Annotated in this window: 22 protein-coding genes; 15 read left to right on the top strand and 7 right to left on the bottom strand. The window is 71.4% G+C overall.

Annotated features, from left to right (window positions below; all coding sequences use genetic code 11):
- The first annotated feature begins 59 nt into the window (after nt 1–59).
- The 5 genes from ABEA24_RS33815 (at nt 60) to ABEA24_RS33795 (ending at nt 3,035) form a co-directional block, all read left to right on the top strand.
- A complete protein-coding gene (locus ABEA24_RS33815; RefSeq protein WP_345435928.1) occupies nt 60–428 on the top strand; it encodes a VOC family protein in 369 nt (122 codons plus the stop codon).
- Nucleotides 425–1,426 (top strand): LLM class flavin-dependent oxidoreductase, encoded by a 1,002-nt coding sequence (locus tag ABEA24_RS33810; protein WP_345435927.1) that lies wholly within the window; start codon nt 425–427, stop codon nt 1,424–1,426. The genes ABEA24_RS33815 and ABEA24_RS33810 overlap by 4 nt, the downstream gene beginning before the upstream one ends.
- Before the next feature lie 181 nt (nt 1,427–1,607).
- Complete coding sequence (locus ABEA24_RS33805) at nt 1,608–2,240, top strand: LysE family transporter (protein WP_345435925.1); 633 nt, start codon at nt 1,608–1,610, stop codon at nt 2,238–2,240.
- Between the two features lie 16 nt (nt 2,241–2,256).
- Nucleotides 2,257–2,562 (top strand): hypothetical protein, encoded by a 306-nt coding sequence (locus tag ABEA24_RS33800; protein ID WP_345435923.1) that lies wholly within the window; start codon nt 2,257–2,259, stop codon nt 2,560–2,562.
- Between the two features lie 92 nt (nt 2,563–2,654).
- On the top strand, nt 2,655–3,035 hold the full coding sequence (locus ABEA24_RS33795; protein ID WP_345435921.1) for a hypothetical protein: 381 nt from the start codon (nt 2,655–2,657) through the stop codon (nt 3,033–3,035).
- A 79-nt stretch (nt 3,036–3,114) separates the two neighbouring features.
- Here the strand turns inward: ABEA24_RS33795 and ABEA24_RS33790 are convergent, their stop codons facing one another.
- From ABEA24_RS33790 to ABEA24_RS33780, 3 genes are read right to left on the bottom strand one after another with little or no spacing between them, the layout of a single operon-like run.
- The gene (locus ABEA24_RS33790) at nt 3,115–4,149 is read right to left on the bottom strand and encodes an alpha/beta hydrolase (RefSeq protein WP_345435919.1); all 1,035 of its coding nucleotides are present in this window, start codon (nt 4,147–4,149) and stop codon (nt 3,115–3,117) included.
- 2 nt (nt 4,150–4,151) lie between these two features.
- Nucleotides 4,152–6,923 carry an MMPL family transporter gene (locus ABEA24_RS33785; RefSeq protein ID WP_345435917.1) on the bottom strand — a complete coding sequence of 924 codons (2,772 nt, stop codon included), beginning with the start codon at nt 6,921–6,923 and terminating at the stop codon, nt 4,152–4,154.
- Between the two features lie 12 nt (nt 6,924–6,935).
- The gene (locus ABEA24_RS33780) at nt 6,936–8,675 is read right to left on the bottom strand and encodes a fatty acyl-AMP ligase (protein ID WP_345435915.1); all 1,740 of its coding nucleotides are present in this window, start codon (nt 8,673–8,675) and stop codon (nt 6,936–6,938) included.
- 171 nt (nt 8,676–8,846) lie between these two features.
- On the opposite strand from ABEA24_RS33780, the gene ABEA24_RS33775 reads away from it, so the two are divergent.
- From ABEA24_RS33775 to ABEA24_RS33760, 4 genes are all read left to right on the top strand, one after another.
- Nucleotides 8,847–10,001 carry a sensor histidine kinase gene (locus ABEA24_RS33775; RefSeq protein WP_345435913.1) on the top strand — a complete coding sequence of 385 codons (1,155 nt, stop codon included), beginning with the start codon at nt 8,847–8,849 and terminating at the stop codon, nt 9,999–10,001.
- 270 nt (nt 10,002–10,271) lie between these two features.
- Complete coding sequence (locus tag ABEA24_RS33770; protein ID WP_345435911.1) at nt 10,272–10,511, top strand: HAD family hydrolase; 240 nt, start codon at nt 10,272–10,274, stop codon at nt 10,509–10,511.
- Nucleotides 10,512–10,513: 2 nt separating this feature from the next.
- A complete protein-coding gene (locus ABEA24_RS33765; protein ID WP_345435909.1) occupies nt 10,514–11,047 on the top strand; it encodes a hypothetical protein in 534 nt (177 codons plus the stop codon).
- Between the two features lie 510 nt (nt 11,048–11,557).
- A complete protein-coding gene (locus ABEA24_RS33760) occupies nt 11,558–11,911 on the top strand; it encodes a hypothetical protein (RefSeq protein ID WP_345435907.1) in 354 nt (117 codons plus the stop codon).
- Nucleotides 11,912–12,073: 162 nt separating this feature from the next.
- Here the strand turns inward: ABEA24_RS33760 and ABEA24_RS33755 are convergent, their stop codons facing one another.
- Nucleotides 12,074–13,600, bottom strand: a complete 1,527-nt coding sequence (locus ABEA24_RS33755) for a carboxylesterase/lipase family protein (protein ID WP_345435905.1) — start codon at nt 13,598–13,600, stop codon at nt 12,074–12,076.
- Nucleotides 13,601–13,858: 258 nt separating this feature from the next.
- Complete coding sequence (locus tag ABEA24_RS33750; RefSeq protein WP_345435903.1) at nt 13,859–14,173, bottom strand: transcriptional regulator; 315 nt, start codon at nt 14,171–14,173, stop codon at nt 13,859–13,861.
- On the opposite strand from ABEA24_RS33750, the gene ABEA24_RS33745 reads away from it, so the two are divergent.
- The 5 genes from ABEA24_RS33745 (at nt 14,085) to cydC (ending at nt 20,464) form a co-directional block, all read left to right on the top strand.
- Nucleotides 14,085–14,759, top strand: a complete 675-nt coding sequence (locus ABEA24_RS33745) for a response regulator (protein ID WP_345435901.1) — start codon at nt 14,085–14,087, stop codon at nt 14,757–14,759. The two genes, ABEA24_RS33750 and ABEA24_RS33745, sit on opposite strands and share 89 nt — an antisense overlap.
- Nucleotides 14,760–14,974: 215 nt before the next feature.
- A complete protein-coding gene (locus tag ABEA24_RS33740) occupies nt 14,975–16,141 on the top strand; it encodes a cytochrome ubiquinol oxidase subunit I (protein ID WP_345435899.1) in 1,167 nt (388 codons plus the stop codon).
- A gap of 14 nt (nt 16,142–16,155) precedes the next feature.
- Nucleotides 16,156–17,040, top strand: a complete 885-nt coding sequence (locus ABEA24_RS33735) for a cytochrome d ubiquinol oxidase subunit II (RefSeq protein WP_345435897.1) — start codon at nt 16,156–16,158, stop codon at nt 17,038–17,040.
- Nucleotides 17,040–18,707 carry a thiol reductant ABC exporter subunit CydD gene (cydD, locus tag ABEA24_RS33730; RefSeq protein ID WP_345435895.1) on the top strand — a complete coding sequence of 556 codons (1,668 nt, stop codon included), beginning with the start codon at nt 17,040–17,042 and terminating at the stop codon, nt 18,705–18,707. Before ABEA24_RS33735 ends, cydD begins: the two co-directional genes overlap by 1 nt.
- Nucleotides 18,704–20,464, top strand: a complete 1,761-nt coding sequence (gene cydC / locus ABEA24_RS33725) for a thiol reductant ABC exporter subunit CydC (RefSeq protein ID WP_345435893.1) — start codon at nt 18,704–18,706, stop codon at nt 20,462–20,464. Before cydD ends, cydC begins: the two co-directional genes overlap by 4 nt.
- On the opposite strand, the gene ABEA24_RS33720 is transcribed toward cydC, so the two are convergent.
- Both ABEA24_RS33720 and ABEA24_RS33715 read right to left on the bottom strand, forming a co-directional pair.
- Nucleotides 20,448–20,684: a TFIIB-type zinc ribbon-containing protein gene (locus ABEA24_RS33720; RefSeq protein WP_345436227.1), complete on the bottom strand. Its 237-nt coding sequence runs from the start codon at nt 20,682–20,684 to the stop codon at nt 20,448–20,450. The two genes, cydC and ABEA24_RS33720, sit on opposite strands and share 17 nt — an antisense overlap.
- Before the next feature lie 238 nt (nt 20,685–20,922).
- Complete coding sequence (locus ABEA24_RS33715) at nt 20,923–21,414, bottom strand: hypothetical protein (RefSeq protein ID WP_345435891.1); 492 nt, start codon at nt 21,412–21,414, stop codon at nt 20,923–20,925.
- Here ABEA24_RS33715 and ABEA24_RS33710 point away from each other — a divergent pair.
- Entirely contained in the window at nt 21,395–22,129 is a 735-nt protein-coding gene (locus tag ABEA24_RS33710) for a hypothetical protein (protein WP_345435889.1), read from the top strand. The two genes, ABEA24_RS33715 and ABEA24_RS33710, sit on opposite strands and share 20 nt — an antisense overlap.
- The last annotated feature ends 9 nt before the right edge of the window (nt 22,130–22,138 follow it).

Below are 22,138 nucleotides of genomic sequence, written 5' to 3'. Positions count from 1 at the left end.
GACACGCGTCCTGAAACCCGGAGCGTACGGACGCATCGCACCGACGAGAGAGAGCAGTCGTGACCCCACCGTTCGTCTTCATGGATCTGCGGACCGCCGACGCCGAGACTTCCCGGCGCTTCTACACCGAGCTGTTCGGCTGGACCGTCGCCGACGTCCCCGCCGGGCCCTCGGCCGTTCCGATGTTCGTCGACGCGGAAGGACCGTGGGGAGGGCTCACGCAGCTCGCCCCGGACGACGATCGGAAGCCGCAGTGGATCCCCTACGTGGAGGTGGCCGGCCTGGATGACGCGGCGAAACGGGCGACGGAGCTGGGGGCGACCATCGCCCGGCCGCGGGTGGATCTTCCCGTGGGTTCCGTGCTCGTCATCGAGGATCCCGAAGGCGCCCTTGTCGCGCTGTGGGAGCCTGCCGCGAGCCTGTCGTGACGGCGCGGCCCGCGCACTCCTGCGCGCTTCCGCCGACCGTGGACGTCGTCGACCAGGCCCGGCTCGCCGAACGACTCGGGTATCGGCGCGTCTGGCTGTTCGACTCGCCGGCCCTGCACGGCGACGTGTGGGTGGCGCTGGCGCGCGTCGCCGCCGGAACCGAGCGGATCGGGCTCGCCACCGGCGTGGCCGTGCCGAGCCTGCGTCATCCCATGGTGACCGCGTCGGCCATCGGCTCCATCCATGAGCTGGCGCCCGGCCGCCTCATCGTCGCCTTCGGAACCGGCTACACGGCCCGGTACGCTGTGGGGCGCAAGCCCATCGCATGGGCCGACCTCGCCCGTCAGTACCGGCAGGTACGGGCGCTGCTCGACGGCGAGGTCGTCGAGGTCGACGGCCGCCCCTGTCAGATGATGCACCTGCCCGGTCACGGGCCCGCGCGCCCGATCGACGTGCCCCTGTGGGTGGCGGCCTCGGGCCCGAAGGGGTTCGCGACGGCACGGGCGCTCGCCGCGCCGGGCGTCGTCATGACGGCGATCCCCGCGGACGGCGATCGAGGGTGGGCGCAGTGCGCGCTGCTCAGGTTCGGCACCGTCCTGCGGCCGGGCGAAGACCACACCACGACCCGCGTCATCGAGGCCGCCGGTCCCGGCTACGCGAGCATCGTGCACGCCGTCTGGCAGAACGCGGGTGACGCGGTCGACGCGATGCCCGGCGGGAAGGAGTGGCGCGCCGCCGTCGAGACCGCGCGGCCCGAGGGTCAACGGCACCTCGTCGCCCACCAGGGCCACCTGTCCCGGCTGACCGAACGCGACCGCTCCATCGTCGCCGCCGCCGGACCGGCGATCCTGGAGCCAGGCTGGACCGGCGACGCCGGCGTCATCGCCGCCCGGTTCGACGAGGCCGGCACCGCCGGAGTGACCGAGGTCGTGTACACCCCCGCCGGCCCGGACATCGCCGGCGAACTGACGGCGTTCGCCGCGGCAGCCGACTCGTGAGCGACGCCGCACCACCGCGAGGGGCACTCCGAGCTGAAATTGAGTTGCGCAGGCACGCTCGCCACACTGAGGATCTCGCTATGACCAGGACCACTGTCTCGCTGCCGCTGTTCCACACCGTCCGATCGGTGCGGGGCCAGCAGCAGTCCGGCCGACCGTGGAGGCCGACGCTCTTCCGAGCGTGATCGCCGCCCTGGTCGCGGGCCTGTTCGCCGGCTATGGCATCGCCATGCCGGTGGGAGCCGTCGCGACATACCTGGTGGCCCTCACCGCTCGGACGACCCTGCGGATCGGCGCCTTCGCCGCACTCGGCGTCGCGACCGCCGACGGCCTGTATGCGCTGATCGCCGCGTTGGCGGGCTCAGCGGTCGCCCCGGCGATCCAGCCGATCATGACACCCCTGCGCTGGGCCTCGGCCCTGGTGCTGATCGCGCTGGCGGTCCGATCCGCGGCCCGGACGATCCGTCAGTACCGCAGGACCCAGGCGACGGCCCAGGACGGTGAGACGCCGATCAGCCCCGTCCGGGCCTACGTGGCGCTGCTGGGACTGACCATGATGAACCCCATCACCGTGATCTACTTCGCCGCACTCGTGCTCGGCGACCAGAGCACGGCGGCACCGGATCACCTGCGACAAGCGGTGTTCGTCCTGGGCGCCTTCGCCGCGTCCGCCAGCTGGCAACTGCTCCTGGCCGGCGGTGGAGCACTGCTCGGCCGCGCGCTGACCGGCAGCCGAGGGCGGCTGATCACGACCGTGACCTCCAGCATCGTGATCTGCGTCCTCGCTCTGCACCTGCTCACCACGGCCCACTGAGCGGGTCCTGGAGAAGGTGCAGAGCGAGGACTGCGAGCTGGACGCGGAGGAGGTCTTCGGGGTCGTCGAGGCGGCGTCCGAGCACTGTCTCGATCGCGAGAGTCGGGGGCTGAAATACCCCCGGCTGCTCACCAAACGAGAGGACCGGCGGCTGCTGACAGGCGGCCGATTCGTGAGCACGCAGGCGGAGGCCGTGGTGGTACAGGGTGTCTCGGTCGGCCAGGATCGGCCAGAACTGACGGTGGTCGTCCGCTTCCACAGCGCAACCACCGGTCATAGACTGAGCGCACTTTCCCTCACATGTCTGGAGGATCCGACATGATGCCATCAGGGCAAAAAGGAAGAAAGTTAGTACCTCCGCAGTGGGATCCGAAGAAGTGCGTTGGCGGGACACCGACCTTTACCGGCCAAGAAGTGATCGACGAGTTGCAAAAAAGCAACGCGCAACCGCTGTTCATCACGATGCACGATGCCCATCCCAGCAACAAGGACTACCAACACTCTTTCGTCCTCTACCACCAGGTCTCCCTCAAGAACTGGATCGTGCACGTCGTCGGTCACGTGCACGTCAAGGAGGAAACCAACGGCTACTACCAGTTCGCGGGAAACACCTTCATCCCGGGCTATGCGAACTGGCAATACAACACACCGCAGTTCATCGTAGATCAAGCGCCGCAGTTCGATCCGAACGTACATAAGTACGACCGGACGGTGCCGAATACGGTCTGGGCGAGCAACGCAGCCGCGTCCAACGATTTCTACGCTGGGGCCAACCGCTACCCGCGGTCCGCGTAGAACCAGGGAATGTGCCGGCCCGGCCCGCCGCGACCACCGAGGATTTCGGCGGCGGTATGCGGCGGGCCGAGGGTAGGAGTCAGACGCGCTTGGCGCCGATGGCCGCCATGAGCTTGGGCCAGGCGTTGTGCATCTCGCGGGTCCAGGCGGGCCACGCGTGACGGCCGTTGCCGTAGATGTGCGAAGTGATCGGAACGCCGAGCTGCTGGGCCTTCTGGAGGAACGTCACGTCCGTGGCGCCGACGACCCGCTCGCTGAGCAGGCCGATGTCCCACGGAGCGGTCTTGGGGTTGTCGCCGGGGCCGGGCTTGCCGGTGGTGCCGGCCGAGATGTAGACGCCGGTGCCCTTGAGCCGCTGGATCAGGTACAGCGGGTCGTGCTGGCGCCAGTTGACGTCGTCGGCCCCGGGAACGCCCCAGATGCGGAACGGGTCGGTGCCGTCACCCGCCCCGACGATCGTGAACATCAGCAGCGCCGGCACGCCGACCGACCGGATCGACAGCAGGCCGCTGAACGAGGCGGCGTAGCGGTACAGGCCCGGGTACCGCTCCGCGTAGGTGATCGCGCCCTGCCCGCCGGAGGAGTTGCCCATCACGGCCCGGGAGGTGCCCGCGTGGTAGGCGCGCTCCACGATCTCCCGGACTTCGAAGTTGTGGAAGGTCTCCCACTGCGGGCTGCCGTACTTGCCGTAGTTGTACCAGTTCGTATATGACCCGTTCACGCCGCCTTCCGGCATGACGACCATGACGTTGTACCGGTACGCGTAGGTCTCGATGTCGGTGCTCCGCGTCCACGACACGTAGTGGTCGCGGCCGCCGTGCAGCGCGTACAGCACCGGGAACTTCTTGGTCGTCGAGGTCTTCCAGGCCTTCGGCACCAGGATCCGCACCTTGACCGTCTGGCCGAGCGCGACCGACTTGACCGTCAGATCGACCTCATGGCTCGTCAGCCACTTCTGGGCGGTGACCCGCGCCCCGTCGCTCGCCTTGGCGCTCTTCGGAACCTTCGAACTCGGCTTGCTCGCCGCCGCGGCGGGAGCGGCCCCCGCCATGGCGACGGCCAGGGCTGCGCCCAGGGTCGACGCGACGGCGCGGCGCAGCGGACTAGCTGGCATGCTCAATCCTCCGGTGTCTTCCAGTGCCACCCGGGTCCATCCGGGTTGGGAACGATCTCTCGCTGGGGGCGGGACGCGTGGCGGCCGGGTGCCGTCTCGCGCGTCTCCGGGGATGCCGGGGCGCGGCCGTTGACCTCCGCGACCCGGCGCAGGATCTCGTCGGCGAGCGTGGGCTCGTCCGCCGCGTCGGTGGGGGCGGCTCGTTCGGAGCCGGTCCGGAACGCCGTGTCGGTGGGGGCCGCCCGCTCGGGTACGGTCCGGAGCGCCCGGCGCTCCGCCCGAAGCTCGGCCAGCCGCGCCGCCTGCCGCCGCACCCTCGGCGCGGGCGGGCTCTCGGGAGCGTGCCCCAGAACAGTGCGCTCCGTCGCCCGTACGCGCGCAGGCGCGGGTTCGCCCCCGGGCACCCGTACGCGTGCAGGCGCAGGTTCGCTCTCAGACACCCGTACGCTCGCCGGCGCAGGTTCACTCCCAGACGCCCGTACGCTCCCCGGCGCGAGTTCTTCCCCCGGTGCCCGTACGGTCCCGGGCGTGAGTGCGGTCTCCGCTGGTCGTACGTGCTCGGGAGTGGGCGCGCTCTTCCCGGCCTGTACGGTCGCGGCGGGTGGAGGGTCGTCGTGTTCGCCCAGGTCGAGGTGGGAGTGGAGGGCGCGCAGCGGGCGGGGGAGCCACCAGTTCGCCGCGCCGAGGAAGCGCATCGTCGCCGGGACCAGCAGCATGCGCACGAGGGAGGCGTCGACGACGATCGCGACGAACATGCCGACGCCGATCAGCTTGACCAGCATGATGTCCGCGGTCGAGAACACCGCGATCACCACGAGGAACAGCAGCGCCGCACTGGAGATGATGCCGCCGGTGCGCTGCAGCCCGACGGCGACCGACCGCGCGTTGTCCCTCGTACGGTCCCACTCCTCGCGGACCCGGCTGAGCAGGAACACCTCGTAGTCCATGGACAGCCCGAAGACCGTGAGCAGGACGAGGATGATGGTCGTCGGCTCGGTCGTGCCGGTCGGGGTGAAGTGCAGCAGGCGCGCGAGGTGGCCGTCCTGGAACCCCCAGACGATGGCGCCGAAGGACGCGCCGAGGGACAGCAGGTTCATGGCGACGGCCTTGAGCGGCAGCACGAGCGACCCGAACGCCATGAACAGCAGCACGAACGTGACGAGCCCGATGATCGCGCCGACCGTGGGCAGGCCGCGTTTCAGGCTGTCCATCAGATCCATCTGGGCGGCCGTGCCCCCGCCCACGTCGGCGTACAGCGCCTCGCGGTGCAGGGGGATCACGCGGATGCGCCGCACCAGGTCCCGTGCCTGGTCGGTCATTGCCCCGTACTGGTGCCGTACCGAGATCCGGACGGCGGCGTACTTCTCGGCGTACCCGGTGATCTCCACGCTGGTGACGCCGGGCAGTTGCCGCAGCCGCGCCTCGTAGTCGGTGATGAACGACGGGACCGGCCGCTTCTTCGTTGGCACGAAGTTCTTCGGCACGAGGTCGCCGGACAGGACGACGTCGATCGGGTCCTTCGAGCCGGTCGGGAACTCCCGCTGGAACGCCTCATACAGCTGGCGGTTCGGGCTGCTCACGGGCAGCACCCGCACGTCGGTGGTGCCGAACCGGACGTGCAGGAACGGCGTGGTCAGGACGCCGAGGACCGTCATGACGGCGATGAAGTACAGGATCGGGTGGCGCATGACGCTGGTCGCGAGGCGGTACCACGGGCCGCTCGTACGCCGGTCCCCCCGCGATCGGCGGCGCCAGGGCATGCGGCCGAACTCGACGCGGTGACCGAGAAGGGCGAGCAGCGAGGGCAGCAGGAACAGCGCGCCGACGATCGCGACGGCGACGACCGCCATGCCGCCGATGCCGACCGAGCGCAGGAACATCTGCGGGAACAGCAGCAGCCCGCTGAGCGCGGTCGTCACCGTGATGCCGGAGAAGGCGATGGTGCGGCCGGCGGTCGCCATCGTGTTGGCGAGGGCCGTCGGCCGGTCGGTGCCGCGCGCCAACTCCTCCCGGAACCGGTTGACGATGAACAGCGAGTAGTCGATCGCCAGGCCGAGCCCCATCATCGTGATGACCTCGGCGCTGAACGAGGAGATGTCGGTGACCATCGTCAGCAGCCGCAGGACGGTGAACGCGCCGACGATGGAGAAGACCCCGACGACGAGCGGGAGCCAGAAGGCCCCGAGGCTGCCGAACACGAAGAGCATCAGGACGAGCAGCACCGGGAACGAGATCGTCTCCGCCCGGGCCAGGTCACGCTGAGTCTGGGTGTTGAACTCCTTGGCGAGCGGCACGCCGCCGCCGACCCGTACGCTCAGGCCGGACGCGGTGAACAGCCCGGCGACGGCGTCGTACTCCTTGACCTTCGCCGTGTCGTCCCCGGCCAGCTGCACGGCGGCGAACGTCGCGTACCGGTCCTTGGACGCGAGCTCGGCCACCCGGGGCGTCTGGCTCCAGTACGTCAGGACGTTGCGGATCTTGTCCTTGGGCAGGCGGGCGAGCGCCGTGGTGACCGCGCCCCGGAAGCGGGGGTCGTCGACGGTCAGCCGGTCGCTGCGGTAGATGACGAAGACGTCGGGCGTGGAGTTGCTGAAGTACTGTGCGGACAGCTTGGCCACGAGCGACGAGGAGGAGTGCGGGTCGTCGAAGCCGCCGCTCTTCAGGCGTGCGACCGCGCCCGCCCCCCACATGCCGGACACGACCATGAAGATCAGGCACAGCGCGAGGCAGGTCAGCCGTCGTCGATGGACGAGCCGTCCCAGACCTGCGAACATCGCTGCCCTTCGCTAGGGGACGACGGGCAGTGTCCCGGCCAGGTACCGCTCCCGGCAGGCACTCCGCGCGATCTTGCCGCTGGACGTCCGCGGGACCCCGCCCGGCTCCACGAGCACGAAGTCGTCCACGCGCAGCTCATGGACGGCGTTCACGGCGCTGCGGACCGCGCGCCCGATGTCCTCGGCGGGGACGCCCTCGCCGCGCCGACCGCGCTCGGCGACGACCACGACCCGATCGCCGTCCTCACCGGAGAGCGCGAAGGCCGCCACGTGGTCGCGTCTGATCCCCTCGTGCGCCTGCTGCGCGCTGACCTCCACATCCTGGGGATAGTGGTTGCGGCCGTCGATGATGATGAGGTCCTTGATCCGGCCGGTGACGTACAGCTCGCCCTCGTGGACGACGCCGAGGTCGCCGGTGCGCAGCCAGCCCTCGGCGGGCAGCCCGTCGGCCGGGTCCTCCAGCACGGCGCTGAACACCTCGGCGGTCTTCTCGGGGTTGCGCCAGTAGCCGGGCGAGACGTTCGGCCCGTTCACCCAGATCTCGCCGACCCGCCCGTCGGGCACCTCGGCCCGCGTCTCGGGGTCGACGATGGCGACGACCTGGCCGGTCGGCGTTCCGCAGGAGACGAGGGTGGCGTCCGTGCCCGGCCGCGCCACGCCCTCCGTCAGCGCCGCCCGGTCGAAGGCGGTGAACCGCGGTCCCCCGCGCGTCGTGCTGGTGACGTAGACCGTGGCCTCGGCGAGGCCGTACGCCGGTGACTGCGCCTCGGAGCGCAGCCCCGCCTCGGCGAACGCGTCCGCGAAGCCGCCCACGGTGCTGGGGCGGATCGGCTCCGCGCCGTTCAGCGCGACCCGTACGCCGCCGAGCCGGAGCCGGGCCTTCTCCTCCGCGGTGACGCGGGAGGCGCAGTACTCGTACGCGAAGTTCGGCCCCGCGGTGACCACGTCGTCGTGCTCGGACAGCAGCTCCAGCCAGCGCAGCGGCTGCATCACGAACGCCACCGGGTCGGTGAGCACCACGTGGTTGCCGTGCACCACCGGCAGCGCCAGCGACAGGATCAGGCCCATGTCGTGGAACAGCGGCAGCCAGCTCACGCCGGAGGTCTCCCCGGGCCGCGCGTCGTACGCGGTCCACACCTGCAGGGCGTTGGCGGTGAGGTTCCGATGCGTGATCTGGACGCCGGCCGGGGCCCGGGTCGACCCCGATGTGTACTGCAGGTACGCGACGTCGTCGAGGGCGAGCTCCTCGCCCTGCCACGAGGCGGCGAGCGAGACGGCGACCGCGTCGGCGAGGACCATGTCCTTGGGACGCGGCGCGCTCTGCTCGTCCAGGAACCGCTCCACCTGCGGAAGCGCGGTGGTGGTGGTGACGACCACGGACGGGTCCGCGTCGCCGTACACACGGATCAGCCGGTCGGCGTGACCGGGCAGGTCCGGGGAGAAGAGCGGGACCGCGATGAGCCGGGCGTACAACGCGCCGATCATCGTGGTGAGGTACTCGAGGCCCTGCGGCATGAGCAGCGCGACGCGCTCCCCGGGCTCGGCGACCTCACGCAGCCGGGCGGCGATGGCCCGCGCCCGCCGGTGCACCTGACCCCACGTGAGCGTGTGTTTTTCTCCCGCCGGGTCGGCGGCGTAGTCGACGAACGTGAAGGCCGGCGCGGACGGCATCTCCGCCGCCCAGCGGGCCACCAAGGTGATGAGCGGCTCGTTCAGGGTTCCGGAGTCGAGACGGCGACCGATCAGTGCCATGTCCGCACTCCCTGCCTCGCCGCGGCGCCGAGGCCGACACCACCCGTGATCATCGTGACCGCGTGACGCTATCGCAGGGCGCGAAGCGGCGACTTGCCTCGCACACCACATTCGCCGGAGCCCTGTTGTCACCTGCGTGACAACCCAGCGGGCTCGGATACCGTGCGAGAGGTGAAGAAGCCCCGGCGGCCCAGCGCGCAACGCGTCGACTTCCTCATCGCCGCGGTCGTCGCCGTGATCGTGATCGTCAGCACGATGTGGCACGCCGGCGGCATCGCGGCGGTCGGGCCCAAGGCGTACCTCATGATGGGCGTCGGCGTCGTCGCGCTGGCCTTCCGCCGCCGCGCGCCGGTCCTCGCGACGACGGTCGTCGCCGTCTCGACCGCGTATTACTACGTCGGCCCGTTCCCGGACGGCATGGAGATGGCGACGTTCGCGGTCGCCTCCTACCTGGCCGCCGCCCAGGGCCAGCGGGTCGCCGCGTACGTCGGCACGGCGGCGGGACTGTCGGTCTTCGCGGTCGCCGAGTTCGGCATCGGGCATCGGCCGGACGTGTTCCGGTTCCTCGGCGTGCTGGCGTGGGTGCTGGTCATCGTCATCGCCGGCGAGGTCACCCGCTACCACCGCGCCTACATCCACGAGGCCCGGAGACGGGTCGCGGAGGCCGAGCGCACCCGCGAGGAGGAGGCGCTGCGGCGGGCCACCGAGGAGCGCCTGCGCATCGCCCGGGAACTGCACGACGTGCTCGCGCACAAGATCTCGCTCATCAACGTGCAGGCGGGCGCGGCGCTGCACCGGCGCGACCCCGAGCAGGCGTACGCCGCGCTGAGCGCGATCAAGGACGCGAGCAAGGAGACTCTGCGCGAACTGCGCACCACGCTCGGCGTGCTCCGCCAGGTCGACGAGGCCCAGCCGCTCGCGCCCGCACCGTCACTCGACCACCTGGACGACCTCATCTCCCGGACGCGGAGCGCCGGGCTCCCCGTCGAGCTGACCGTCTCCGGCGACCGGCCCCCGCTGCCGTCGACGGTCGACCTGACCGCCTACCGCATCGTCCAGGAGGCCCTGACCAACGCCCTCCGCCACGCCGGCCCCGCCACCGCGACGGTCCTGGTCCGGTACGACGCCGACCAGGTGACCGTGGAGATCGCCGACGACGGGCGCGGCTCCGACGCCGCCGCGGGCAACGGCATCCGCGGGATGCGCGAGCGCGCCGCCACCGTCGGCGGCACCCTGACCGCGACCACCCGCCCCGGCGGCGGCTTCCTCGTCCGCGCCTCCCTCCCGCTGACAACCGCCGATGCGCCCTCATCCATGGGCTCGTGATCCCCGGTGTCCGCTGCGTTCCAGAGCGCAGCGATCGCTGGCGGACCAGCGATCCGCCGAGAGGCCGGACCCGTACGCACACAAATGGGCTCCGCGATCTCGACTCTCCTGGGGCAACGCCTGCCGAAGGACGAGTTTGTGTGCGTACGGGTCCGGCTTCCATCACGGTGTGTGGTGCGCGCCCGGAACCGGCCGCGGGATCATCTCGCTGGCTAGTCGATGTGTGGTGATTGTTTTCCTGGGAACAACGATAGTTGTATTGTACGCAACATGCCTGCCAAGGAGATCGTCGCAGCGATCCGCGATTTAGAGGCTGCCGGCTGGCGCGTCATCATCGCTTCCGGACACGCCCACACTTATGCGAAGGCGCTCTGCCCAGGAGGCCACGAGGGATGCGCTCCTCTCATGATCTACGGTACGCCGAAGGTCCTGGAACACGAGGCGAAGAAGATCCAGCGGATGCTGACGCGCTGCCCGCATACCTGTTCCGGCAGTGAGGAGGACGAGTGAACATGTACTGGTTCGACGTCAATGTGGCCGGGCCCGCCACCGAGGCCCACGCCGAGGCCCTGGGAGAGGTGCTGACTGCCGCCGACGGCATCGACGCCACGATCCAGGCGGGACGGGACGGCGGGTCGGTCATGTTCTCCCGAGAGGCCGACGACGCGGTGCAAGCGATCATCTCGGCGGTCATGGACGTGGAGAAGGCCGGGATGACGGCGATCGGTGTCACTGAAGACCTGGTGACGGCCGAGGATATCGCCGACCGCGCCAGGGTCACGGCCGCGTCGGCGCGGTACTGGATCAGCGGCGATCGGGGGCCAGGCGATTTTCCCGCCCCCCGAGTGGCTCGGCCTAAGGCGAGCCTGTACTCCTGGGCAGATGTGTCCGCTTGGCTCCATGGTGCGAAGCTCGGCGAAGTGGACCACGTGGCCGTCGAGACCGCGCGCGCCTGCGCGCTGATCTCCGCCGCTCTCGTCGTGCGCCGCGGGCTGGCCGAGTTGCCCAAGCACGAACGTCCGCTGGTGGCGCGCCTCGTCGCGTGAAGTGCCGACCTCGCCGGTGAATACGCTGGCGAGGCCGGGCGGCCATGGGCGGGCGAGGCTCTGCGTACGGCCGGTGCGGGTAACGGCCATACGTCCCTCGAATCAGTGCGGCCCGGGAGCGGACGGGTTGCGGGCCAGCCACCCGCCGATAGGCCGCACCGGTACGCACACAAATGGGCTCCGCGATCTCGACTCTCCTGGGAGAACGCACGCCGAAGGACGAGTTTGTGTACGTACGGGTTCGGCTTCGATCACGGTGCGACCGGCGAATCGAGAACGTTCGCCTCAAGATCGCCACCGTGTTCCGGATCGTCAGTTGCCCGGCGTCAAGCACCCGGTCGTCGTTGTGGTGGCATCCGGTGCCACCACAACGACGCAGCGCCTGACCGGGCGGGAGACCCTCACCCGGACCGACGCGATCTTTGCGGATGTGGCGGACGGCTGACATGATTCGGGCCGCGCGGCACGATCTTCGTCGGCGCGCCACCCCTGTGCAGCCGGAGGCACAGCATGACCTACTCCTCGGCCCTACCGCTCATCTGGGTTCTGCCGACGATGCTTCTCCTGGCCTGGCTCACGCTGTGGGCGACCCGCCGACGGGTGCCGCTGTGGTTCTTCGTCGCCGGACTGCTCCTGGCGATCCTCTGCTTCCCGGCCGGCATGCTCGCTGCCCGAGCGGAATTGAACGGCACCTATTGCTCGCCGGACAATCTCTGCTTCTCGATAAACGAGGTCCGCTGGTGGTGGAACGGAATCTTCGGGGTTCTCACCACGGCCGTGCTGGGCCTCGCGACGCTCGTCGTGACCGCGGTCGTCAGAGTGGTGCGCGCCCGGAACCGGCCGGGGGACCATCTCGGTGGCTAGTCGATGTGTGGCGTGGCAGGCGTGTTGCAGCCCACTGGTGGCATGCCGCGTCGCCTGAGGGCGGAAGATCCTGTCTCGCCCGCCGGTGGCCGGCGGGCGAGACAGGATGACCGTGCATGGCATTACCGGGCTTGCCGCTGGGTGCCGACGATCTGCCGGAGGTCAGGACGTTGGAACCCCGGCCTGTGTGGCGAGGCGATCCGGATTGTCGGGGAGCCAGTTGTAACTGATCCGGTTCCAGAGGGTGCACTTGTGCTGCGTGGAGTACGCCGCGCTTGTGACGGCATGGCTGCCGTCGCCGGGCAGTAGCGACATCAGTTTGCCGCTTCGGTACGACGGCCAGTCCGCCTGTCCACCGGCGGTGGGGTTGGCGTTCCTCACGAACGCACCCCAGTACCGCACCATCGCCTGGGACAGTTCCTGCTGGGCCGGCGTCAGCGACTTCGAAGCGGCGCTGGGCCACAGGTAGGCGAGTTCCGAGGCGTGCGGGGCGCCTGAGTCGAAACCGGGCGGCATGGAGCCGAGGACGGGCGGGTGCGGATCGTCGAACTCATAGAAGAAGGTCCTCGGCTGCCGGGTCGCGAACCGTCCCGCGAGGCTCTGGTACTGGCAGCCGCCGAGGCCGTAGAAGACGCTGCTGTCGGTCCACACCGCGCCGAGCGCGTATGTCGCGCGGTACGGGCTTTCATAGGCGCTGTACGGGTAGCGCGCCAGCACCTCGTCGGCGTGGGCGCCGTACTCCTGCCGGATCGCCCGCTCGTACTGAACCTGGGTCGCGTTCGCGAACGGCAACGCCCACTGCCGAACCTCGTCGCGCGTGGCGCCGATGACGATGGGGACGTTGTTGAACCGGCCGGATCGCACCGCGACGTCCGGCGCGACCGACAGCTCCGGGACCCCGGCGACGGGCAGGGGGCCGGTCAGGATGCCGCCGAAGTCCTTGCCCGCGGTCAGCAACTCGCTGGACGACTTGGCCCGCAGGCACGTCGCTCGGGTCGCCGAATCGGAACAGCCGGCCGCCGCTGCGAAGGTCTCGCCCTTCGCCGTCGCATGCGCGACCGTATGACTCGGACACCCACCACTCTGGATGATCGCTCCGCCGAACAGGCCGTGTGCCGGCGGCGAGGCCAGCAGCGCACAAACGGAGTGGCCGCCCGCCGACTCACCCGCGATGGTCACGCGGCTGGGGTCCCCGCCGAACGCGGCGATGTTGCGCTGGGTCCAGCGCAGCGCCGCCTCCTGGTCGAGCAGGCCGTAGTTGCCTCCGCCGCGCTCGCTCAGCCCGGGCACGTCGAGGAAGCCGAGCACGCCGAGCCGATAGTTGATCGTCACGACCACGATGTTGTTGGTCCGTGCGATCGTCGAGCCGTCGTAGAGGTCGCCCGAGCCGCTCATAAAGCCGCCACCGTGAATCCAGAACAGCACGGGCAGCGGGCGGTTCGTTCGCTTGGTCGGGGTGTAGACGTTGAGGTACAGGCAGTCCTCGTTCATGCCCACGCTGCTGTCGGTGGCCGCCTGGGGACAGCGCGAACCGTAGCCGGTCGCCGACCGAACCCCCGACCATTTCGCCGCGGGCGCGGGCGGCTGCCACCGCAGACCGCCGACCGGCGGCGCGGCGTACGGGATGCCGAGGAGCCTGTCGATTCCGTCCACGGCGGCGCCCTCGACCGCGCCCTTGTCGGTTGACACCGTCGATGAGGGTGAAGCCGCTGACGCCGATATCGGCGACACGCCGGCCGCCGAAGCCATGAGGATCGCGATGGCCACGATTCCTCGCCGGATGGTGGAGCGCAATGAGCCTCCCACTGGCCATGCCCGTCTGCTCCCGCCATCGCTGGGACGTGGTGGACCGGACGAGCGGGGGCACCGATACTCCGATGCGGGCACGAGCCGGGCAACGACGCCGGTCCGCTCACCGAACCCGGATGCTGCTACGGCGGCAGTGGGTCAGGCATCACCCGCGATGGCGCGCAGCGCCTGGCAGTGGGCCTTGAAAGCCGCGTGGCCCTCGCGGGTCAGCGCCGGCCACGTACGCGGCCGCTTGCCGACATAGCCCTTGGTGACCTTGACGTAACCGGCCTTCTCCAACACGGCGACCTGCTTGGACAGGACCGAGTCACTGTGATCACGTCGGGCGGGGGCGGGTTCTACGACGGGATGTGATGATTGGGGCGTGCACTCCCCGATCAGGGTCGTCCTGGCCGACGACCAGACGCTCGTACGGGCGGGGTTCCGCTCGATCCTCGACAACGAGGACGACATCAGTGTGATCGCCGAGGCCGGTGACGGGGCCGAGGCGGTGCGCCTCGCGGCCGCCGAGCGGCCCGACGTCGTCCTCATGGACATCCGGATGCCCGTGCTCGACGGGCTGGAGGCGACCCGGCGGATCGTCGCCGACGAGCGGCTCCGTGACGTCAAGGTCGTGATCCTGACGACGTTCGACCTGGACGACTACGTGTACAGCGCGCTGAAGGCCGGGGCCAGCGGGTTCATGGTGAAGGACACCGAGCCGATCGAGCTGATCCACGCGGTCCGCGTCGCCGCCCGGGGCGACGCGCTGCTCGCGCCCTCGGTCACCCGCCGGCTGATCGGCGAGTTCGCGGCGCGGATCAAGGAGCCCCCGCCGTCCGTCGAGCTCAACGCCCTCACCGACCGCGAACGAGAGGTCCTCGAACTCGTCGCGGCCGGACTGTCCAACGACGAGATCGCCGAACGGCTCGTCGTCAGCCCGGCGACGGCGAAGACGCACGTCAGCCGGGTCCTCACCAAGCTGCGCGCCCGCGACCGCGCGCAACTCGTCGTGCTGGCGTACGAGTCCGGGCTGGTACGCCCGGGCTGGCTCGGCTGATCATCCCCCGGTAGCCCTCGCTCCTCCTTACGGACGAGGTCCTACACTCCGCGCGGTACGGCGCGGGTGCCGGGTTCATCGCGAGATGTACGGCGAATGTCGAGCACAGCAGGACGCCGTACGCCCGCCGTGTCCGATTTGCTTCCAGGGTGTCGGCCCCCGGGACCTCCTCAGGGGCCTCGTCGCGGATCCCGCGACCAGACCTGGAGGGATCGTTGAGCACACTGTCGCTTGCCCGATCGCTGTTCGCCCTGACGGCGGGCACTCATTTCCTGTTCGTCGCTCTGACACTCGGGCTGGCGACGCTCGTCGCGATCATGCAGACCAGGGCGGTCTTCGGGGACAGTGCCGTGCATTTCCGCATGGTGCGGTTCTGGGGGCAGCTGTACGTCATCAACTACGCGGTGGGGATCGTCACTGGTCTGCTGATGGAGTTCCAGTTCGGGCTGAACTGGCCCGGACTGACCGATCACGCCCGTGACGTCTTCGGGGCGCCGCTCGCGATGGAGACCCTCGTCGCGTTCTTCATCGAGTCGACGTTCCTCGGCCTGTGGATCTTCGGCTGGGACCGGCTGAACCGGTACGCCCACCTCACGCTGATCTGGGTCGTCACGCTGACCGCGTACGCCTCCGCGTACTTCATCCTCGTCGCCAACGGCTTCCTTAAGAACCCGGTCGGGTACGTGCGGTTCGGCGGCGAGCTGCGCGTCGACTCCGCCGGCACGCTCTTCACCAACCCGGCGGCGCTGCTGCCGCTCGGCCACATCACGGCCGGCGCGTTCCTCACCGCGGGCTTCTTCATGGCCGGAGTGAGCGCGTGGCACCTGCGCCGGTCCGAGGAGCCGGAGTTCTACCGCCGGTCGCTGCGGATCGGCCTGATCTCGGTCGTCGTCGCCATCGTGCCGTCGGCCGTGTTCGGCGGCGTCCAGTTCGGTTTCATCCGCGAGACCGTGGGCGCGCAGCCCGCGACCGGGCTCGCCGTCGCGACGATGATGTTCGCCTGGGCGTGGATGTTCGTCGTGGCCGTCATGGCACTGGTGAAGCTGCCGTTCACCGCCTGGCTCATGCGAGGACGGATCTTCCTTCGCGTCGTGATGATGACCCTCCCCGTGCCGTACGTGGCGATGCTCGCCGGCTGGATCTATCGGGAGAGCGGCCGCCAGCCCTGGCTGATCTACGGCGTGCTGCGCACCGAGGACGCCGTACGCCCGATCGGGCACGGAGCGATGATCGCGGTGTTCGCGGGCGTGACGACTCTGTTCGCGGTCCTCGTCGTGGTCAACATCGCGCTGCTGCGGCGGTACGCGCGCGGCGGCCCCGACGGCTCCGCGCTCGGGCGGCCCGAACCCGCCGCCCGGCCCGAGCCCGTCCCCTCGTTCTGACCGGAGCCTTCCCCATGGACACCTTCGCGTTCTGCCTGCTCGGTTTCTTCCTCGTCGGCTACTTCGTGCTCGCCGGCGCCGACATCGGCGTGGGCATGTTGCTGCCGTTCCTCGACCGTGAACGCCGGCTGACCATCGCGGCGATCGCGCCGTTCTTCCTCGGCAACGAGGTGTGGCTGGTCGGCTCCGCCGGCCTGCTGACCGCGCTGTTCCCCGTCCTCGAGGCGGACCTGTTCGGCCGCGTCTGGGGCGCGCTGAGCGTCCTCGTCCCCGCCTGGATCCTCCGCGACATGGGCCTGTGGCTGCGCGGACGCCGTACGGAACGTACGTGGCGGACGGCCTGGGACGGAGCGATCGTCGCGGGCAGCTGGGGAGTCGCAGCGTCGTGGGGCGTGGCGGTCGGCGCGCTCCTGGGCGGCGGCGGTCCGCTGTTCGCCGTGACGACGTGCGGCCTGTTCGCGCTGCACGGCGCGGTCTTCGCCACGGTACGGCTGGGGACCGAGACCGCGCGTGCGGTGGCGCGGTGGATCGTACGGGCGGCTCTCCTGGTGGGCGTGCCCTGTGCCGTCGGCGCGGGAGCCGACGACCTGGCGGCGACGGTTCCCGTAGCGGCTTTGCTCGCGGCGGCGCTCGCCGGGGTGTGGATGGCCCTCGCCCGCCCGGCGGGCGGCCAGGCTCGGAACGGCAGGGCTCGGGACGGCCTGGCGCTGGCGGCGTCCGCACTCGCGATCACGACGGTGCCTGTCCTCGCCGGGTTGAACCTGCCGGACGCCGACCTCGCGCACGAAGCCGCCCTCACGCTCGCGGTCGTCGGCCCGGTGACCCCGCTCCTGGTCGCCGCCCAGGCGTGGATGTGGTGGACCTTCCGCGGCCGCGTCGAAGAACCGTCGTACCTGTGATGACGTACCTGCTGTTCGCGCTTGCCCAGGGCGCGCTCGTCGTGACCCAGGCCGACCTGCTGTCCCGGGTGCTTGCCGGAAGCGCCCTGCTGCTGCCGCTGGTCGCGGTCGTCGCCGGCCGCGCCGTCCTCCTCGCAGGACAGGGCACCGCGTTCCGGTGGGCGGCGGCCCGGCGTAAGCGCGAGCTGCGCACCCGGCTGCTGCGCCATGAGGCTGGTGGCTCAAGCGGCTCAAACGACGGCTCCGGTCGCGTCGGCCGCGCCGGCGGCTCGCGGGGCGACGTGACGCTGCTCGGGCGCGGCCTCGACGCCCTCGATCCCTACTTCGGCGGCTACCTGCCCCAGAGGTACGCCGCCGCGGTCGTCCCTTTGATCGTGCTCGTACGGCTGGCCGTCGCGGACTGGCCGTCGGCACTCGTCATCCTGGTGACGCTGCCGCTCATCCCGGTCTTCGGCGCGCTCGTCGGATGGAAGACCAAGCAGGCCACCGAACGGCAGTGGGTCCTGCTGCACCGGCTCGGCGGCCACTTCCTCGACGTGGTGGCCGGGCTGCCGACACTCCGGGCGTACGGCCGGGACGAGGCGCAGACGGCAGTGGTCCGGGCGATGGCGGACGGCCACCGGCAGGCGACCGTACGCACACTGCGGATCGCGTTCCTGTCCTCGTTCGTGCTGGAGATCGTCGGCACGCTGTCGGTGGCGCTGGTGGCCGTACCGGCCGGGCTGCGGCTGCTGGACGGTTCGCTCGACCTCCGGACGGCGCTGCTGGTCCTGCTGCTGGCCCCCGAGGCGTACCTGCCACTGCGAATCCTCGGCACCCGGTTCCACGCCGCGGCCGAGGGACGCGCCGTCCTCGACCAGGTGACGGCGATCCTCACCGAACCCGCCACTCCGCAGCGGCCCGGCACGGGGACGGCGACTCTCGCCGAACGCGCCGCATCCCAGCAGCCCGGCACGGGGACGGGCCTTGCCGGGTCCGTGTCCTCCGAACGGGGCGGTGCGGCGCTGGCCGCGCGGATCGAGGTTGCGGATCTCGTCGTCCGGTACCCCGGTGTGGACGTGCCCGCTCTGGACGGCTTCGCGTTGACCGTCGCGCCTGGCGAGCGGGTGGCGCTCGCCGGTCCGAGCGGCGCCGGCAAGAGCACGCTTCTGCGGGCGGTGCTCGGCTTCGTCGTCCCCGAGAGCGGCCGGATCCTCGTCGACGGCGTCGACCTCGCCGACCTCGACCTGGCCGGGTGGCGACGCCGCGTCGCGTACGTGCCGCAGCGTCCGCACTTGTTCGCCGGTACGGTCGCCGACAACATCCGGCTCGGCCGCCCGGGCGCGGGGCACGATGCCGTACGCGCCGCCGCGGAGGCCGCCGCCGCCCACGACTTCATCATCGGGCTGCCCGGCGGATACGAGACGCCGCTCGGCGAACGAGGGGTCGGCCTGTCCACCGGCCAGCGGCAGCGCATCGCGATCGCCCGCGCGTACCTGTTGGACGCGCCGATCGTGGTGCTGGACGAGCCCACAGCGCGGCTCGATCTGGCGGCCGAGGCGGCGGTCGCCGAGGCCGCCCGCCGGCTGCTCGACGGGCGCACCGCGCTGCTCGTCGCCCACCGCCCGGCGCTGCTGTCCCTCGCCGATCGCGTGATCCACCTGCCCGGACGTGAGGTGTACGCGTGATCAGTGAACGTGACGCACGTCTGACGTCCAGGGGGGCGATGCTTCGGCTGTTCGGTCCACGTGAGGCGCCTCGGCTGGCCGCCGCGCTGGCCGCCGGCGCGGGCGCGGAGCTGTGCGCGGTCGCGCTCACCGCGACCGCCGCCTGGCTGATCGCGCGGGCGGGACAGCACCCGCCGCTGTCGGTGCTCGCCCTGGCGATCGTGGGCGTACGGGCGTTCGCGCTGTTCCGGGGCGTCCTCCGCTATACCGAGCGGCTCGCCGGCCACGACGCCGCGCTCCGTGTCCTCGCCGGTCTGCGCGTCCGCGTGTACGAGGCGCTGCGCCGCTCCACGGACCCGGCCGAACACGGCTCTTCGGCGCCGATCCGGGACGCGGACGCGGTCCAGCGGATGGTCTCCGACGTCGAGGCGGTCCAGGACCTGCTGCTGCGCTGCCTCCTTCCGGCCGCGGTCTCCTGGATCACCGGTGTGGCCGCGATCGTGGTGACCTCGCTGCTGCTGCCCGCGGCGGGGGCGGTCCTGGCCGGCGGGGTGGTCCTCGCCGGAACGCTCCTGCCCGCCCTCGCGACCCTCGCCGCCCGGGCGGACGCCCGCCGCGCCGCCGACGCCCGCGCCGACCTCGCCGTTCACGGCCTCGATCTGGAACGCGGCGCGGTGGACCTCGCCGCGTTCGGCGCGACCGAGCGCTTCGCCGCCCGCGCGGACGCGGCGGCGGCAAGGCTGGAACGGCTGGAGCAACGGTCCGGGGCGGTCGAGGCGGCGATCGCGGCACTCGGCGCGGCCGTCCAGGGCGCGACCGTGCTCGCCGTGATCTGGACGGCACGGCGGCACGGCGCGGACGGCGTACTCGTCACGGTTCTCGCCCTGACGGCGCTCGCCGCGGTCGACGCCGTACTGCCCGTCGCGGATGCCGCGCGGCGGCTGTCGGAGATCCGCCCGGCCGCGCGCCGGGTCGCCGACCTGCTGCGGGCCGGCGGACGGCGGCGCATCCACCGTGGGTTCGCCGCGCCACCGCTCCTGCGCCCCGCGATCGAGCTGCGCGGCGTCCGGGTGTCGTACGGCTCCGTGACCGCGCTGGACGGGATCGACCTGCGTGTCCCCGCCGGACGGAAGATCGCCGTGGTCGGCGCGAGCGGCGCGGGCAAGAGCACCCTGCTCGGCGTCCTGTCCGGCGAGGTACGGCCCGAGGGCATGGTGCTGCTGGGAGACGCGCCCCAGAGCGCCTACGACCCCAGGGACGTACGCGCGGCCGTCCGCGGCCTCACCCAGGACGCGCACGTGTTCGACGCCTCGATCCGGGCGAATGTGGCGCTGGCGCGGCCGGACGCCCCCGACGCCGAAGCGGCCGACGCCGCACGCCGCGCCGGTCTGCTCGACTGGATCGACGGGCTGCCCGACGGCTGGGACACCCTCGCCGGCGACACCCGGCTGTCCGGCGGGCAACGGCAACGGCTACTGCTCGCCCGCGCACTGCTCGCCGATCCGCCGGTGCTCGTCCTCGACGAGCCCACCGAAGGACTCGACCTCGCGACCGCGGACCGCCTCGTCTCCGCCCTGCTGGCCGAGCGGCGTACGGTCGTGCTGGTCACCCACCGGCTCGCGCCCCTGGCGGCCGCCGATGAGGTGATCGTGCTCGACCGGGGCCGGATCGTCCAGCGCGGCGCCCACCGCGACCTCGTCGAACGACACGGCCCCTATCGCGACCTCTGGGAGGCGGAACGCCTCCAGAGCACCGCCCCCGCTATTCGGCGGGCGTGAAGATCTGGTGCATGATCCCCCGTCGATGGCGGCCGTGGTACGACGCGTTGACGTCGTCGGTGCCCGGATCGAGCTTGGCGAGGTAGTCACTCTCCGCGTCGATCAGCCGCTCCAGCTCCCCACGGTCGAGGAATACGCCCTGGCAGCCGACGCATTCCTCGATCATCACCCCGTTGCGCACCCGCGTGTCCCAAACCCCGGAACACTTCGGACACGTCATCCCCGTCGCAGCCATTGTGGCTCCCCTGTGAACGAATTCGACGATCAGGCAAGACTAATAACCTTCGCCCTTTGAGGGAACGTTTTTCACGTGGCGCGGTAATGATCACAATGGGCTCGGCAGGTTTCACGCAATGAACCGAACGCCGCAGGATCGGCGTGTGAACGTCGATCCTGCGGCGAAGTCCCGGTCACCGCGCGGAACGGCCCGGCCGAAACGGGGTGTGAGGCCGCCGCGTTCAGCGCGTCGGCTCGGGGCTCTCCGCCCGTACGGGACGGCTCCGCTTCCCGAACGGCAGCCTCACGCGGTCGCGCCGCACGATGACCAAACCGGCGAGCCACAGCAGGAGCGCCTCGGCGACCACAGCGATACCGAGCGCCGCCGTCCAGGACCGCCGCCCCTCCCGCAGTGACCCGGCCGGCGCGACGGCCGTCAACTCGGAGGTGCCCTCCGGCCGGGACCCCGACGGCGTCCGGTCCGGAGCGACGCTCGGGAGCAGCGGTACGGCCGCCTGAGAGGACGACGACGTCGCTCCACCCGCCAGCGCGTTCGGCGGGCCGGCCGGGGAACCCGTCCCGATCGGGGAACCCGCCCCCGCCGGGCCGACCACCGAGCCCGGTCCGGCAGGGGCCCCCGCCCCGGCACCGCCCACGGGCCCGACCGGCGCGGGAGGCGCGACGGGCGCCGCGTTGTGCGCATGCTTGGCGGACTTGACCGACCTGATGGGCATGCCGGTCTTCGCCGCGTCGCCCGGCCGCCCTATCGCGCCGCTCGCGGACGGCGCACCCGCCGCCGGGGTCGGGACGGCGGAGATCGGAGACGGCACCAGTCCCGCGGCGTGTGCTCCGGTCGGCGCGGCGAGTCGCGCGGGCAGGCCGCTCCGCACACCGCCCACCGGGAGACGCGGCGGCACCGCGCCGGCCCGGCGCGGCGTCGCCTTCGCGACCGTGCCTCCCGCCGCTGCGCCGGATGCGGACCCGGCCCGCGCCGGAGCCGCAGTACGGGACGGCCGCCCGCCGGCGGCGGCCACTCGCGGCACCGCCGACGACGAGGCCGTCGCGGACGCCTGCCCAGGCGAGGCACCCCCTCGCGGCACCCCCGGCGACGAGGCCGTCGCGCCAGGAGAGGCGGCCGCTCGCGGAGCCGACGAGGCCGGCGGTACAGCACCGCCGGTCGCGACCGGCGACGACGACGGCCCTGGGAACACGGCGAACGGCCCCTGGGCCAGGGGCCCGGCAGCCGCAGGCGTAGCGGCCGGGAAGCCGTCGGACGCCGACGAGCCGGCCGGGCTCGCAGGGCCGGTACCCACGGCCGGGCTAGCGGAGCCCGCAGGGCCGCCGCTCACAGCCGAGCCGCCCGGACCCGCAGGACCGCTCCCCATGGTCGGGCCGACCGGCCCTGCGGGGCTTCCCTCCACAGCCGGATCGACCGGACCCGCGGGTTGATCGGAAGCC

Source organism: Actinoallomurus vinaceus, assembly GCF_039542055.1.
GTDB lineage: Bacteria > Actinomycetota > Actinomycetes > Streptosporangiales > Streptosporangiaceae > Actinoallomurus > Actinoallomurus vinaceus.
The sequence above is the reverse complement of the archived record's forward strand: the minus strand, read 5'-3'. Positions and strand labels throughout refer to the sequence as shown.

Bases quoted from the DNA above. Each gene is read 5' to 3' on its own strand.
- ABEA24_RS33780 (WP_345435915.1), bottom strand. From the start codon at position 8,675: ATGGCACTGATCGGTCGCCGTCTCGACTCCGGAACCCTGAACGAGCCG.
- ABEA24_RS33750 (WP_345435903.1), bottom strand. From the start codon at position 14,173: ATGTCGTCCTCGTTGTCGAGGATCGAGCGGAACCCCGCCCGTACGAGC.
- ABEA24_RS33715 (WP_345435891.1), bottom strand. From the start codon at position 21,414: ATGCCCATCAGGTCGGTCAAGTCCGCCAAGCATGCGCACAACGCGGCG.
- ABEA24_RS33765 (WP_345435909.1), top strand. From the start codon at position 10,514: ATGTACTGGTTCGACGTCAATGTGGCCGGGCCCGCCACCGAGGCCCAC.
- ABEA24_RS33720 (WP_345436227.1), bottom strand. From the start codon at position 20,684: ATGACGTGTCCGAAGTGTTCCGGGGTTTGGGACACGCGGGTGCGCAAC.
- ABEA24_RS33770 (WP_345435911.1), top strand. From the start codon at position 10,272: ATGCCTGCCAAGGAGATCGTCGCAGCGATCCGCGATTTAGAGGCTGCC.
- ABEA24_RS33735 (WP_345435897.1), top strand. From the start codon at position 16,156: ATGGACACCTTCGCGTTCTGCCTGCTCGGTTTCTTCCTCGTCGGCTAC.
- ABEA24_RS33785 (WP_345435917.1), bottom strand. From the start codon at position 6,923: ATGTTCGCAGGTCTGGGACGGCTCGTCCATCGACGACGGCTGACCTGC.
- ABEA24_RS33760 (WP_345435907.1), top strand. From the start codon at position 11,558: ATGACCTACTCCTCGGCCCTACCGCTCATCTGGGTTCTGCCGACGATG.
- ABEA24_RS33790 (WP_345435919.1), bottom strand. From the start codon at position 4,149: ATGCCAGCTAGTCCGCTGCGCCGCGCCGTCGCGTCGACCCTGGGCGCA.
- cydD (WP_345435895.1), top strand. From the start codon at position 17,040: ATGACGTACCTGCTGTTCGCGCTTGCCCAGGGCGCGCTCGTCGTGACC.